The organism is Ralstonia sp. Ralssp135 (assembly GCF_047304345.1).
Classification (GTDB): domain Bacteria; phylum Pseudomonadota; class Gammaproteobacteria; order Burkholderiales; family Burkholderiaceae; genus Ralstonia; species Ralstonia chuxiongensis.
The window spans coordinates 20,206-32,627 of the sequence record NZ_JBGLYZ010000004.1; the positions used below are offsets into that span (position 1 = coordinate 20,206).

The window sequence follows — 12,422 nt, forward strand, 5'->3', positions numbered from 1 at the left end:
GCTTCTTATAGGTGGATGCGGAGGTCAGCCTTTCAGGCTGTCCAGATCGTCGACGTTGATGGTGTCCAGATTACGGAACAGCACCACCAGGATGGCGAGACCGATCGCGGATTCCGCCGCGGCCACCGTCAGGATGAAAAACACGAACACCTGCCCCGCCAGATCTCCCAGGTAATGGGAGAACGCGACGAAGTTCAGGTTGACCGCCAGCAGCATCAATTCGATCGCCATCAGCAGCACGATGACGTTCTTACGGTTCAGGAAAATGCCGACGATGCTGATGGCAAACAGCACCGCGCCGAGCACGAGGTAATGGGCAAGGGATAGCGAAGACATATGGGTTCTCTCCCGGGGCTCAGCTCTTGGATTCAGCCGAAGCTGCGCCAGCCGACTTTTCAGACGGCATCGAGACCAGACGTACACGGTCCTTGCGCTTCACGCGGATTTGATCGGACACATTCTGGGCCTTGGTGTCCTTGCGGCGGCGGGCGGTCAGGGCCACGGCCGCGACAATCGCCAGCAGCAGCACCGCGCCAGCCACTTCAAAGGCATAGATGTAATCGGTATAGATGAGCTTCCCGAGCGCCTGCGTGTTCGGGCCGGTAAAGCCCTTTGGCAACTCCTGCACCGGCTGTACGCGCCCCATGAAGGTCTTTGTCAGCACGACGGTCATTTCCAGGATGATGACCACGCCCACAAAGGCTGCCATCGGCACGTAAGTCCAGAAATCGCGTCGCAGGTGCTCGATGTCGATGTCGATCATCATCACCACGAACAGGAACAGCACCATCACTGCCCCAACGTAGACCAGCACCAGCGTGATGGCGAGGAACTCCGCCTTGAGCAGCATCCAGATCGCCGCCGCGGTAAAGAACGAGAGCACGAGGAACAGCGCCGCGTGCACCGGGTTCTTCGCGGTGATGACCTTCAGCGCTGCGAGCACCAGCACGAGCGCGAAACAGTAGAAGATGATCGTCGTGATTTCCATGATCCTGGCACGGGCCGTTTTGCGGCACGCGCTTGTCCAAAGCCGCGATGGCGTAACGCCACCGCAACTGGTTGGCTCTCAAAGAGCCGTTGTCCAACCGGGATGTCAACTGCACCGCCCGCCAACCGCACGGCGGACGTTTTGAATCAGCGGTACTTTGCGTCGGCCGCCTTGTTGGCCGCAATTTCCGGCTCGAAGCGATCACCCACGGCCAGCAGCATGTCTTTGGTGAAATACAGGTCGCCGCGCTTTTCACCGTGGTATTCCAGGATGTGCGTCTCGACGATGGCGTCCACCGGGCAAGCCTCTTCACAGAAGCCGCAGAAAATACACTTGGTCAGGTCGATGTCGTAGCGCGTGGTGCGGCGAGTCCCGTCGTCGCGCTGATCTGACTCGATCGTGATGGCCAAAGCCGGGCACACGGCTTCGCACAGCTTGCAAGCGATGCAACGCTCTTCGCCGTTCGGATAGCGACGCAGTGCATGCAAACCGCGGAAGCGCGGCGACAGCGGCGTCTTCTCTTCCGGAAAGAGAACAGTGATCTTGCGCGCAAACAGGTAGCGCCCGGTCAGCGCCAGCCCCTTGAAGAGTTCCTTCAAGAGGAGGCTGTTAAAAAATTCCTTGATGGCAAGCAACATGGTGCCTTCCTATTGTCCCGTTACTTCCAGATGTTCCACGGCGACACCAACCAGATGGCGACGACGACAAGCCAGCCCACAGTGAGCGGAATGAAAATCTTCCAGCCCAGACGCATGATCTGGTCATAGCGATAGCGCGGGAACGATGCACGCAGCCAGATAAAGACCGACAGCAGCAGGAAAACCTTGATCAGCAGCCAGAAGAAGCCAGGAATCCAGTTAAGGACCGGTGCATCAATCGGCGAAGCCCAGCCGCCCAGGAACAGCGTTGCCGTCAGCGCCGAGATCACGATCATGTTGATGTACTCGGCCAGGAAGAACAGCGCGAACGCCATGCCCGAGTATTCGATCATGTGGCCGGCCACGATTTCGGATTCGCCTTCCACCACGTCGAACGGATGGCGGTTAGTTTCTGCCACACCCGAGATGAAGTAGACGCCGAACATCGGCAGCAGCGGCAGCCAGTTCCACGAGAGGACGTTGATGCCGTGACCCGCAAAGAAACCGCGGTTCTGCGAGTTAACGATGTCCGACAGGTTCAGGCTGCCCGTAACCATCAACACCGTCACGAGCGCGAAGCCCATGGCGATTTCGTACGAAATCATCTGTGCCGACGCGCGCATCGCACCCAGGAATGCGTACTTGGAGTTCGAAGCCCAGCCGGCCAGGATCACGCCGTACACGCCCACCGAGCTAATCGCCATCACGTACAGCAGACCGGCGTTGATGTTCGACACCATGGCTTCGGCCTGGAACGGAATCACCGCCCAGATCGCCACGGCGGGCATCAGCACCATCAGCGGCGCGATGATGTACATGCCACGGCTGACCGCGCTCGGCACCATGACTTCCTTGAGCAGCAGCTTGAGCACGTCGGCAATCGGCTGCAGCAGGCCCATCGGACCCACGCGGTTCGGGCCCAGACGCACGTGCATCCAGCCGATCAGCTTGCGCTCCCACAGGATCAGGTAAGCGACGCACAGCAGCAGCGGCAGAATGATGCAGACCGCGCGGACCAGCGTCCAGATCAGCGGCCACCATCCACCGAAGGTGGCGGTACCGAAAGAAGTAATCGACTCGATCATGTTGACCCTTACACCGTAGCCGCCAACGCGGACGATTCAACCTTCTCAACGCTCACCGCGCCGAACATGGCACCCAGCTGAGCCGAAGCCTCGGTGGCAGCCGGCACGCGGATCACACCGGAAGCCAGCGACTTGTCCAGCACGGCCGGCAGCACAACACTGCTCTGCCCTTGCGTCACGCGCACGGCATCACCATCGGCAAGACCGAGTTGCGCGTAGAGATCAGCCGGCAAGCCAGCGCGCACGGCGGCGCGTGCTGCAGCCGTCAGTTGCAGCGAACCAGCGCGGCGCACGATCGGATCGGCGTGGTAGATCGGCACATCGGCCAGACGTTCGATGCCTGTCGCGGGGGCTGCCGGAGCAGCGGTCTGTGCAGTCGTCGTGTTCGACAAACGGGCGGTCACCGGTTTGGCCAGCACTTCGTCGCGCACCACTTCCGAGCTGTCATATTCAAAGCCCGACACGTTCAACAGGTTGCCCAGCACGCGCAGGACTTTCCACGCCGGACGCGAATCGCCCAGGCTGCGCACAACGCCATTGAAGCTTTGCGGCAGGCCTTCGCAATTGACGAAGGTGCCGGAGGTTTCCGTAAAGGGCGCGGTCGGCAGCAGCACATCGGCGTACTGGAGTGCTGCGCGAGAGGCAAACGGCGCCAACACGATCACCGTGTCGGCCTGGTCCAGCGCCGCACGAGCCTGCACGGGATTCGCGGTATCGAATTCAGGTTCGGCGCCCAGGAGCACGTAAGCACGACGCGGCTGCGCCAGCATGGCGGCGGCATCGAGGCCATTGCCTTGCGGCAGCGCACCGGCAATATAGCCACCGACGGTGTTGGCCGCTTCCGTCAGGAAGCCCAGCGTCGCACCGGTCTGCTGCGCAACCCACTGAGCCAACGCGTGCAGTTGCGAGAATTGCGGATGTGCTACAGCAGCGTTGCCGAGGAACACAGCCTTACGCTCGCCCGAAGCGAGGCTTGCGGCGATGCGCTTGGCAACGTCACCAGCTTCGATGCCATCAGTGCCGCCCGGACGGGCAACGTTGTTGGCAGCAGCCACCGCCACCGCCACTTGCGACAGCAGCGACAGCCATTGCGACGGTGCACCCAGCAGTTGCGTGGCGGCCATCAGCAGATCTTCGCCGCCGGCGCTGATCATGTTCAGTTGCGCACCCTTCTTGCCCGCTTGGCGCAGACGCGCAGCCAGCAGCGGATGATCCTTACGCAAGAAGGCGCCCACCACCAGCGCGCGCTGCAGCAGCGACACATCGGCGATCGGCAGGCCCAGCCACGGAGCGCCCGTCGGCTTGACGGAGAAATCGGATTGACGCAGACGGAAATCGACGTTGTCGCTGCCAATGCCACGCACCAACTTTTGCAGCAAGAACAGCTCTTCAAGCGTGCTGTGCGGGCTGGCCAATGCACCAATCTGCTCAGCGCCATGGTCACGCTTGATTTCGTTCAGGCCGTTGGCGACGTATTCCAGCGCCGTAGTCCAGTCGACGGCTTTCCACTGACCGCCTTGCTTGAGCATCGGCTGGGTCAGACGATCGTCGCTGTTCACGCCTTCATAGGCGAAGCGATCCTTGTCGGAAAGCCAACATTCGTTGATGGCTTCGTTGTCCAGCGGCAGAACGCGCATGACGCGCTGGTTCTTGGTCTGGACGATCACGTTCGCGCCCAGGCCGTCGTGCGGCGACACCGACTTGCGGCGTGCCAGCTCCCACGTGCGGGCCGAATAACGGAACGGCTTGCTGGTCAGCGCGCCGACCGGGCACAAGTCGATCATGTTGCCCGACAACTCGGAGTCAACGGTTTGACCAACGAACGTCGTGATCTCGGAATGCTCGCCACGGTTGAGCATGCCCAGTTCCATCACGCCGGCAATTTCCTGACCAAAGCGGACACAACGCGTGCAGTGAATGCACCGCGTCATCTCTTCCATGGAGATCAGCGGGCCCACGTTCTTGTGGAACACCACACGCTTCTCTTCCTGGTAGCGCGATTCAGACTTGCCGTAACCCACGGCCAGATCCTGCAGTTGGCACTCGCCACCCTGATCACAGATCGGGCAATCCAGCGGGTGGTTAATCAGCAGGAATTCCATCACGGACTTCTGCGCCTTCACCGCCTTTTCGGAGTTTGTGAAGACCTTCATGCCCGCAGTGACGGGCGTGGCGCAGGCGGGCAGCGCCTTGGGCGCCTTCTCGACTTCGACCAGGCACATCCGGCAGTTGGCCGCGACCGACAGTTTGCGGTGATAGCAGAAGTGAGGAATGTAGGTGCCCGTCTGGCGAGCCGCCTCCATCACTAGGCTGCCTTCGGCAACCTCAACCTTCTTGCCATCGATTTCGATTTCAACCATGTTCTGCCACGCTTAAATGTAGGTGGGCACCATGCACTGCTTGTGTTCGACGTGATACGCGAACTCATCCCAGTAGTGCTTGAGCATGCCGCGGACCGGCATCGCAGCGGCATCGCCGAGCGCGCAGATGGTCCGGCCCATGATGTTTTCGGCCACGTTGTTCAGCAGGTCCAGGTCTTCCTGGCGGCCCTTGCCGTGCTCGATGCGGTCGACCACGCGATACAGCCAGCCGGTGCCTTCGCGGCACGGCGTGCACTGGCCGCACGACTCTTCGAAATAGAAGTACGACAGGCGCAGCAGCGATTTCACCATGCAGCGCGTTTCGTCCATCACGATCACAGCGCCCGAGCCCAGCATCGAGCCAGCCTTGGCGATCGAGTCGTAGTCCATGTCGGAGGCCATCATCAGGTCGGCCGGCACCACCGGCGCCGACGAACCACCCGGAATGACCGCCTTGAGTTTCTTGCCACCGCGCATGCCGCCGGCCAGCTCCAGCAGCTTGGAGAACGGCGTGCCGAGCGGAATCTCGTAGTTGCCCGGACGCTCCACGTCGCCGGACACAGAGAAGATCTTCGAGCCGCCGTTGTTCGGCTTGCCCATCTTCAGATAATTGTCCGGACCGATGGCCAGCAGGAACGGCACCGCAGCAAAAGTTTCGGTGTTGTTGATGGTGGTCGGCTTGCCGTACAGGCCAAAGCTCGCCGGGAACGGCGGCTTGAAGCGCGGCTGGCCCTTCTTGCCTTCCAGCGACTCAAGCAACGCGGTCTCTTCGCCGCAGATGTACGCGCCATAGCCATGGTGCGCATGCAGTTGGAAGTTGAAACCAGAGCCCAGGATGTTGTCGCCCAGGAAGCCCGCAGCACGCGCTTCTTCAAGCGCCTGCTCAAAGATCTTGTATTCGTTCCAGATTTCGCCGTGGATATAGTTGTAGCCCACGGTGATACCCATCGCGTAACCGCCGATGGCCATGCCTTCGATCAACGCGTGCGGGTTGTAGCGGATGATGTCGCGATCCTTGAACGTACCCGGCTCGCCTTCGTCGGTGTTGCAGACCAGATACTTCTGGCCCGGGAACTGGCGCGGCATGAAGCTCCACTTCAGGCCGGTCGGGAAACCTGCACCGCCACGGCCGCGCAGGCCCGACGCTTTCACGTCAGCAATGACCTGTTCGGGGGTGATCTTCTCGGTAAGGATGCGCTTGAGCTGTTGATAGCCGCCGCGCTTGACGTAATCTTCAAGATGCCAGTTGTCGCCGTTCAAGCCGGCGAGAATCAACGGCTGGATATGTCGATCGTGCAGAGAGGTCATTTACTTGCCTGCTCCGGTGGTCGGCGCCTTCGACTGGAGGTCAGCGATCAGCGCGTCGAGCTTCTCGTTGCTCATGAAGCTGCACATGTGGGTGTTGTTGACGATCATGACCGGCGCATCACCGCACGCGCCCATGCACTCGCCTTCCTTCAGCGTGAAGTTGCCGTCGGCCGTGGTTTCGTTGAAACCGATGCCGAGCTTCTTTTTCAGGTAATCGGCCGCGCGCTCGCCGCCTGACAACGCACACGGCAAGTTCGTGCACACCGACAGCTTGAAGCGGCCCACCGGCTTGGTGTCGTACATGTTGTAGAACGTCGCCACTTCCTCGACCCACACCGGCGGCATTTCGAGGTACTCGGCCACGAACTGCATGACTTCGGGCGAGACCCAGCCTTTCTCGCTCTGCGCGACCGCCAGCGCCGCCATCACGGCGGATTGCTTCTGGTCGGCGGGATATTTCGCGACCGCCCGGTCGATTTCCTTGAGAGCTTCTGCTGATAGCATGTTCGTTGCGATTGGTGCGGGACGCGGGGCGTGTTACCCAACTGCCTTACCCCGGCGGGCGTCCTCGTTTCACAGCCGCGCTTGCCTGCGCGTCAAACCTTGTTTCCTACTGGTTCAGCGATCGATCTCGCCAAACACGATGTCTTGCGTACCGATGATCGTCACCGCGTCGGCGATCATGTGACCCTTCGCCATTTCGTCGAGCGCGGCCAGATGAACAAAGCCCGGTGCGCGGATCTTCAGACGGTACGGCTTGTTGGCGCCGTCGGAGATTGCATAGATGCCGAACTCTCCCTTCGGGTGCTCAACGGCGGCGTATGCCTCACCTTCGGGCACGTGCATACCTTCCGTGAAGAGCTTGAAGTGGTGAATCAGCTCTTCCATGTTTGTCTTCATGTCAACGCGCGACGGCGGCGCCACCTTGTGGTTATCGGTGATCACCGGACCGGGGTTTTTGCGCAACCACTCGATGCACTGACGAATGATGCGATTGCTCTGGCGCATTTCTTCCACGCGCACCAGATAACGGTCGTAGCAATCGCCGTTCACGCCAACCGGGATGTCGAAATCGACGCGGTCGTACACTTCGTACGGCTGCTTCTTGCGCACATCCCATTCGATGCCCGAACCACGCAACATCGCACCGGAGAAACCTTTGTTAAGGGCGCGCTCGGGGCTCACCACGCCGATACCAACCAGACGTTGCTTCCAAATCCGGTTGTCGGTCAGCAGCGTTTCGTACTCATCAACATACTTCGGGAAGCGGTTGGTGAAGTCTTCAATGAAGTCCAGCAGCGAACCCGAACGCGTTTCGTTCAAGGCGGCGAGGGCCTTCTCGTTGCGCACCTTGGATGCCTTGTATTGCGGCATCGTGTCAGGCAGGTCGCGGTAGACGCCGCCCGGACGGTAGTAGGCTGCGTGCATGCGCGCGCCCGAAACCGCCTCGTACATATCGAACAGGTCTTCGCGTTCGCGGAAGGCGTACAAGAACACCGCCATGGCGCCCACGTCCAGCGCGTGCGAACCGATCCACATCAGGTGGTTCATGATCCGAGTGATCTCGTCGAACATGACGCGGATGTACTGCGCACGCAGCGGCACTTCGAGACCCAGCAGGCGCTCGATTGCCATCACGTAAGCGTGCTCGTTGACCATCATCGACACGTAGTCGAGGCGATCCATGTACGGCACGCTCTGAATCCAGGTCTTCTGCTCGGCGAGCTTTTCAGTCGCGCGGTGCAGCAAGCCGATGTGCGGATCGGCACGTTGAATGACTTCGCCGTCCAGCTCAAGCACAAGGCGCAGCACGCCGTGCGCGGCCGGGTGTTGCGGACCGAAGTTCAGGGTGTAGTTCTTGATATCTGCCATGATCGGGCGCCCTTCAGTGCTTCAGACCACCGTATTGATTCTCGCGGATCACACGCGGCGTAATCTCGCGCGGCTCGATGGTTACCGGCTGGTAGACCACGCGGCGCTGCACGGGGTCGTAGCGCATTTCAACGTAACCCGACACGGGGAAGTCTTTGCGGAACGGGTGACCGATGAAGCCGTAGTCAGTCAGGATGCGGCGCAGATCCGGGTGGCCCTCGAATACCAGACCGTACAGGTCGAACGCTTCGCGCTCGAACCAGTCAGCGGAACTCCAGATGGTCGTCACAGACGACACCACCGGCAGGTCGTCGTCCGGCGCGAACACGCGTACGCGAACGCGCCAGTTGTGCGTGATCGACAGCAGTTGCGACACAGCGGCAAAACGCGGACCGTTCCAGGCACCGTCGCCGTAGTCGGCATAATCGACGCCGCACAGATCCATCAGTTGCTCAAATTTGAGCGAAGCGTCATCGCGCAAGGTGCGCATGACCTCGTGGTAATCGGCAGCCTTCACCACGAGGGTGAGTTCACCGACCGATTCGGTCAGGCTTTGAACGCGATTGCCCAGCGCCTTTTCCAGCGCGGCCTTCAGGGTGGCGAGCTTGTCGGTCATGTCAGGCCTTGCGCGCGATGGTATTGGTGCGACGGATCTTGGCCTGCAGCTGGATGATGCCGTAGATCAGTGCTTCTGCCGTCGGCGGGCAGCCCGGCACGTACACGTCGACCGGCACGATGCGATCGCAGCCGCGCACGACAGAATACGAGTAGTGGTAATAACCGCCGCCGTTCGCGCACGAACCCATCGAGATGACCCAGCGAGGCTCGGCCATCTGGTCGTACACCTTGCGCAGCGCAGGCGCCATCTTGTTGCACAGCGTGCCGGCCACGATCATCACGTCAGACTGACGCGGCGACGGGCGAAACACCACGCCGAAACGATCCAGGTCATAACGTGATGCGCCAGCGTGCATCATTTCGACAGCACAGCAGGCCAAGCCGAACGTCATCGGCCAGAGTGACCCTGTACGGGTCCAGTTGATCAGCTTGTCAGCGGTAGTCGTGACAAAGCCTTCGTTGAGTACGCCTTCGATCGCCATTTCACATCACTCCCAATCGAGCGCGCCTTTTTTCCAGATGTAGACGAAGCCCACGAGAAACTCGAGAAGAAACACGCCCATCGCGAAGAACCCCGGCCAACCGATCTCACGCAGTGCCACGCCCCAGGGGAACAGGAACGCGGTCTCCAGATCGAACAGAATGAACAGGATGGCGATGAGGTAATAGCGCACGTCGAACTTCATGCGCGCGTCTTCGAATGCTTCGAAGCCGCACTCGTACGGCGAGAGCTTGTCAGGATCGGGATTGTTCGGACCGAGGACTCGGCCGATGGTCATCAGAGCAAGGCCAAGGCCAACGCCGACAACGATGAACAACAGTACGGGGAAATAGGCTTCGAGGTTCAAGGGACGCCCGCCTTTTTGAATGGTTGCAACAGCACTGCCCGCAGGCGGCGCCTTGTCGCCCCATCGAAGGCGCCGGGTCCGCAGCCTTACGACGCCTCGACTACGCGTCGTCTTGCGGAGGGGCCTGCGCGGAACATCCCGTTGAACAGACCCCGAATTTGATTGGTGCCGACGGCGAGACTCGAACTCGCACAGCTTTCGCCACTACCCCCTCAAGATAGCGTGTCTACCAATTTCACCACGTCGGCTGGGGGAAGAAACTTATCAGGAAGCCGGTTGAGACTTAACGCCCTTGCCGTTCCCCGCGTTGTTTCAAGCCTTGCATTCTACCGCAAAGCAACGCTTTTGTTCAATGCACAAACAAAAATCTTATGCCTCGCGACGCACCGGAAAACCTCAACGGCACGCCGCGATCATTACATCAAGTTACTTGGGCACAGCCGGCGCCGAAGCAGCGCCCGGAGCGGCAGCAGGAGCCGACGCGGCCGGGGCGGAGGCCGTGGACGTAACAGGCGCGACCGAACCCATCACACCTGCCGACACGCCACCCTTGTTGGTGCCGATCAGCGTCAGCGCCAGCGTGGCAATAAAGAACACGGTGGCCAGCACGGCCGTCGTGCGCGAGAGGAAGTTTGCCGAGCCGGTAGCGCCAAACAGGCTACCCGATGCGCCAGAGCCAAACGCCGCCCCAACGTCCGCGCCCTTGCCGTGCTGCAAAAGCACCAGGCCGATCACGCCGAGCGCGCTCAGAATTTGAGCCACCAGCAGTAGAGTCTTCAGAATTGCCATTTCGTTTCTCTCAATAATATGTTGCAGTCGCACATGTGTGACATGACGACTCGATCCGTCGTTTATGCGCGACCAATCGCCAGGAAATCTTCTGCCTTCAGCGATGCGCCGCCGATCAGGCCGCCATCGATATCCGCCATTACAAACAACTCGCCGGCATTGTCCGGCTTGACGCTGCCGCCGTACAGAATCGCCAAGCGCTGCGCCACACCTGCGTCGCGGGCAGCAACGCGGGCGCGCAGGAATGCGTGCACAGCCTGCGCCTGTTCGCTGGTTGCCGTCTTGCCCGTGCCGATTGCCCAAACCGGCTCATACGCCACGACGATACGACCCAGTTGCTCAACCGACAGCGTTTCCAGCACCGCATCCAGTTGGCGGGCGACCACCTGCTCGGTCTCACCAGCTTCGCGCTGCGCAAGCGTTTCGCCCACACAGACGATTGGGGTGATGCCATGTTCCAATGCACGCAGCGCCTTGGTCGCCACTTGCGCGTCGGTTTCGCCGTGGTACGAGCGACGCTCGGAGTGACCGACAATCACGTAGCCGCAGCCAAATTCCGACAGCATCGACGCCGCCACTTCGCCGGTGAAGGCGCCTCGCGTTTCAGCCGACACATCCTGTGCGCCCCAACCCACCGCCGAACCGGCGAGCAAGGACTGGCACTGTGCCAGGTACGGGAATGGCGCACATACGGCCAGCGTGGCGTTGGTTTTGCCTGCCGACTTGATCTGTTCAAGCAGCGCGGCGTTCGCGCTCAGGCTGCCATGCAGCTTCCAGTTGCCCACCACCAGCTTCGGTCTTGCGTTCACGTTTTGCCCGGTCGACTGTCAAATAAACCCGACATTGTACCGTGGCGACAAAAACGGGGTCAATTTTGGCGTCTTGGAATCAATCCCAAACCAACATGATCTTGCCGATATGGGCGCTCGATTCCATCAACGCGTGCGCCTGCGCCGCCTGCGCGGCTGGCATGACCTCGTGGATGACCGGCTTGATGCGCCCCGAGGCCAGCAACGGCCAGACCGTTTCATACAGATTGGCCGCGATGGCCGCTTTGAATACAACCGGACGCGGGCGCAACGTCGAGCCGGTCAGCGTAATGCGACGGCGCAGAATGTCGCCCAGTGGCACCTCGGCTTTCGCGCCGCCGAGCAACGCGATCAATACGATGCGGCCGTCATCGGCGGTGCAGGCAATTTCGCGCCCAACATAGCTGCCGCCGACCATGTCGAGCACCACGTCGGCGCCGCGTCCAGTCTCGGCCTTGACGATCTCGACGAAATCTTCGGTCTTGTAGTTGATGGCGCGCGTGGCCCCGAGGTCGACACAGGCCTTGCACTTGTCGGCGCTGCCCGCGGTGGCAAACACGCGGTGACCCAATGCAGACGCGATCTGAATCGCGGTCGTGCCAATGCCGCTGGAGCCACCCTGCACGAGCAGCGTTTCATCGGCGCCATGCGCGCCCTGCCCCAGCAAGCCGCGGTCGAACACATTCGACCACACGGTGAAATAGTTCTCGGGCAATGCAGCGGCTTCGACATCGGACAAGCCGGCCGGCACAGGCAACACTTGGCCCAGTGGCGCCGTGCAGAACTCCGCATAGCCGCCGCCTTGCACCAGCGCGCAAACACGATCACCCGCCTTCAGGCCGTAGCGATTGTCGGCGTGCGCCAGATCGCCACTGACGATCTCGCCAGCAACTTCAAGCCCTGGAATATCGGAGGCACCTGGCGGCACCGGATAGTTTCCCGTGCGCTGGAACACATCGGGGCGGTTCACGCCCGCTGCGCGCACACGGATCAGCACCTCGCCGCTCTTGGCGTCCGGCATCGGGCGCTCGCCAAGCTTCAAAACTTCAGGGCCACCGTATTGGGTGATTTCAATCGTTTTCATGGGAATCGGATCGATGAGGGTTA

At 61.0% G+C, this 12,422-nt stretch carries 14 protein-coding genes and 1 tRNA gene; all 15 read right to left on the reverse strand.

Annotation, left to right across the window (positions count from 1 at the left end):
- Nucleotides 1-24: 24 nt before the first annotated feature.
- The 15 genes from nuoK to ACCD03_RS04885 all read right to left on the reverse strand — a co-directional run bounded on the left by nuoK (nt 25) and on the right by ACCD03_RS04885 (nt 12,399).
- Nucleotides 25-336, reverse strand: a complete 312-nt coding sequence (nuoK, locus tag ACCD03_RS04815) for an NADH-quinone oxidoreductase subunit NuoK (RefSeq protein WP_004630788.1) — start codon at nt 334-336, stop codon at nt 25-27.
- Between the two features lie 19 nt (nt 337-355).
- On the reverse strand, nt 356-988 hold the full coding sequence (locus tag ACCD03_RS04820) for an NADH-quinone oxidoreductase subunit J (RefSeq protein WP_045206191.1): 633 nt from the start codon (nt 986-988) through the stop codon (nt 356-358).
- 146 nt (nt 989-1,134) lie between these two features.
- Nucleotides 1,135-1,626, reverse strand: coding sequence for an NADH-quinone oxidoreductase subunit NuoI (gene nuoI, locus ACCD03_RS04825; RefSeq protein ID WP_003261939.1), 492 nt, complete (start codon nt 1,624-1,626; stop codon nt 1,135-1,137).
- 20 nt (nt 1,627-1,646) lie between these two features.
- Nucleotides 1,647-2,711, reverse strand: coding sequence for an NADH-quinone oxidoreductase subunit NuoH (nuoH, locus tag ACCD03_RS04830; protein ID WP_325651644.1), 1,065 nt, complete (start codon nt 2,709-2,711; stop codon nt 1,647-1,649).
- A gap of 8 nt (nt 2,712-2,719) precedes the next feature.
- Nucleotides 2,720-5,071: an NADH-quinone oxidoreductase subunit NuoG gene (gene nuoG, locus ACCD03_RS04835; protein ID WP_325651645.1), complete on the reverse strand. Its 2,352-nt coding sequence runs from the start codon at nt 5,069-5,071 to the stop codon at nt 2,720-2,722.
- Nucleotides 5,072-5,083: 12 nt separating this feature from the next.
- Nucleotides 5,084-6,379 carry an NADH-quinone oxidoreductase subunit NuoF gene (gene nuoF, locus ACCD03_RS04840; RefSeq protein ID WP_004630799.1) on the reverse strand — a complete coding sequence of 432 codons (1,296 nt, stop codon included), beginning with the start codon at nt 6,377-6,379 and terminating at the stop codon, nt 5,084-5,086.
- On the reverse strand, nt 6,380-6,883 hold the full coding sequence (gene nuoE, locus ACCD03_RS04845; RefSeq protein ID WP_045206189.1) for an NADH-quinone oxidoreductase subunit NuoE: 504 nt from the start codon (nt 6,881-6,883) through the stop codon (nt 6,380-6,382).
- Nucleotides 6,884-6,997: 114 nt separating this feature from the next.
- Nucleotides 6,998-8,251 carry an NADH-quinone oxidoreductase subunit D gene (locus tag ACCD03_RS04850; RefSeq protein ID WP_024975292.1) on the reverse strand — a complete coding sequence of 418 codons (1,254 nt, stop codon included), beginning with the start codon at nt 8,249-8,251 and terminating at the stop codon, nt 6,998-7,000.
- 13 nt (nt 8,252-8,264) lie between these two features.
- Nucleotides 8,265-8,867, reverse strand: coding sequence for an NADH-quinone oxidoreductase subunit C (locus ACCD03_RS04855; protein ID WP_316678183.1), 603 nt, complete (start codon nt 8,865-8,867; stop codon nt 8,265-8,267).
- A gap of 1 nt (nt 8,868) precedes the next feature.
- Nucleotides 8,869-9,351, reverse strand: a complete 483-nt coding sequence (locus ACCD03_RS04860) for a NuoB/complex I 20 kDa subunit family protein (RefSeq protein WP_004630808.1) — start codon at nt 9,349-9,351, stop codon at nt 8,869-8,871.
- Nucleotides 9,352-9,357: 6 nt separating this feature from the next.
- The gene (locus tag ACCD03_RS04865) at nt 9,358-9,717 is read right to left on the reverse strand and encodes an NADH-quinone oxidoreductase subunit A (RefSeq protein WP_004630810.1); all 360 of its coding nucleotides are present in this window, start codon (nt 9,715-9,717) and stop codon (nt 9,358-9,360) included.
- 163 nt (nt 9,718-9,880) lie between these two features.
- Nucleotides 9,881-9,965 (reverse strand) — tRNA-Leu (locus ACCD03_RS04870).
- Nucleotides 9,966-10,143: 178 nt separating this feature from the next.
- A complete protein-coding gene (gene secG, locus ACCD03_RS04875; protein WP_413410995.1) occupies nt 10,144-10,506 on the reverse strand; it encodes a preprotein translocase subunit SecG in 363 nt (120 codons plus the stop codon).
- A 62-nt stretch (nt 10,507-10,568) separates the two neighbouring features.
- Nucleotides 10,569-11,315 (reverse strand): triose-phosphate isomerase, encoded by a 747-nt coding sequence (gene tpiA / locus ACCD03_RS04880; protein ID WP_413410996.1) that lies wholly within the window; start codon nt 11,313-11,315, stop codon nt 10,569-10,571.
- Between the two features lie 79 nt (nt 11,316-11,394).
- Complete coding sequence (locus ACCD03_RS04885) at nt 11,395-12,399, reverse strand: NAD(P)H-quinone oxidoreductase (protein WP_413410997.1); 1,005 nt, start codon at nt 12,397-12,399, stop codon at nt 11,395-11,397.
- Nucleotides 12,400-12,422 lie beyond the last annotated feature (23 nt).

What these genes read in the sequence shown, in the direction of transcription:
- ACCD03_RS04885 (WP_413410997.1), bottom strand. Translation starts at nt 12,399, where the DNA reads ATGAAAACGATTGAAATCACCCAATACGGTGGCCCTGAAGTTTTGAAG.
- nuoH (WP_325651644.1), bottom strand. Translation starts at nt 2,711, where the DNA reads ATGATCGAGTCGATTACTTCTTTCGGTACCGCCACCTTCGGTGGATGG.
- ACCD03_RS04850 (WP_024975292.1), bottom strand. Translation starts at nt 8,251, where the DNA reads ATGGCAGATATCAAGAACTACACCCTGAACTTCGGTCCGCAACACCCG.
- ACCD03_RS04860 (WP_004630808.1), bottom strand. Translation starts at nt 9,351, where the DNA reads ATGGCGATCGAAGGCGTACTCAACGAAGGCTTTGTCACGACTACCGCT.
- nuoI (WP_003261939.1), bottom strand. Translation starts at nt 1,626, where the DNA reads ATGTTGCTTGCCATCAAGGAATTTTTTAACAGCCTCCTCTTGAAGGAA.
- nuoF (WP_004630799.1), bottom strand. Translation starts at nt 6,379, where the DNA reads ATGACCTCTCTGCACGATCGACATATCCAGCCGTTGATTCTCGCCGGC.
- ACCD03_RS04855 (WP_316678183.1), bottom strand. Translation starts at nt 8,867, where the DNA reads ATGACCGACAAGCTCGCCACCCTGAAGGCCGCGCTGGAAAAGGCGCTG.
- ACCD03_RS04820 (WP_045206191.1), bottom strand. Translation starts at nt 988, where the DNA reads ATGGAAATCACGACGATCATCTTCTACTGTTTCGCGCTCGTGCTGGTG.
- secG (WP_413410995.1), bottom strand. Translation starts at nt 10,506, where the DNA reads ATGGCAATTCTGAAGACTCTACTGCTGGTGGCTCAAATTCTGAGCGCG.
- nuoE (WP_045206189.1), bottom strand. Translation starts at nt 6,883, where the DNA reads ATGCTATCAGCAGAAGCTCTCAAGGAAATCGACCGGGCGGTCGCGAAA.
- nuoG (WP_325651645.1), bottom strand. Translation starts at nt 5,071, where the DNA reads ATGGTTGAAATCGAAATCGATGGCAAGAAGGTTGAGGTTGCCGAAGGC.
- nuoK (WP_004630788.1), bottom strand. Translation starts at nt 336, where the DNA reads ATGTCTTCGCTATCCCTTGCCCATTACCTCGTGCTCGGCGCGGTGCTG.